2 protein-coding genes are annotated in these 451 nt (G+C 49.4%); both read right to left on the bottom strand.

The window, feature by feature from the left end; all coding sequences use genetic code 11:
- The coding region (locus tag D4A39_RS19195) for a hypothetical protein (protein ID WP_233552532.1) at positions 1-297 on the bottom strand (297 nt) is incomplete at its 3' end.
- The coding region (locus D4A39_RS19190) for a nucleotidyl transferase family protein (RefSeq protein ID WP_233552531.1) at positions 242-451 on the bottom strand (210 nt) is incomplete at its 5' end. The genes D4A39_RS19195 and D4A39_RS19190, both read right to left, overlap by 56 nt.

The following is a 451-nucleotide window of genomic DNA, read 5'->3' as shown; positions in this document are numbered from 1 at the left end:
CTTCACCTTCTCAGGCGTGATATCCTTACCTTCCACCACACTGCATCCCGGTCTTCTCGGTTCCATCGGAATCATCACCAGATGGTCTTCCAGGAAACGGAGAGTCATCTCATCCTGCGTACTCTCTATCTTCTCCGGCCAGAAGGTATTGTCATAATAATGACGCACCAGACCGGGAATACAGATACCGATAGAATCCTGGGCACCAGAGATGATACCATCGTGACGCTCCGGATTGTTCTCAAAGCAGAATACCAGTCGGGCAAGCATCTCCGGATCCATCTTCGGCAACTTCACCGGCCATATCTTCTGAAACTCCGCTTCTCTCATTGATATACGCCTCCTTCACCGCCTTGATATTCTTGACCATGAATAGCCTTTCCTCCTGTGGGAACATAGGCTTGCGATGCTTATACTCCAGATAAGTAGCATCCGATCCGATACCCACATA

Source organism: Alcanivorax profundi, from assembly GCF_003597125.1.
Taxonomy (GTDB): domain Bacteria; phylum Pseudomonadota; class Gammaproteobacteria; order Pseudomonadales; family Alcanivoracaceae; genus Alcanivorax; species Alcanivorax profundi.
Note: the sequence above shows the minus strand (reverse complement) of the source record. Positions and strands in the feature narration are given on the sequence as shown.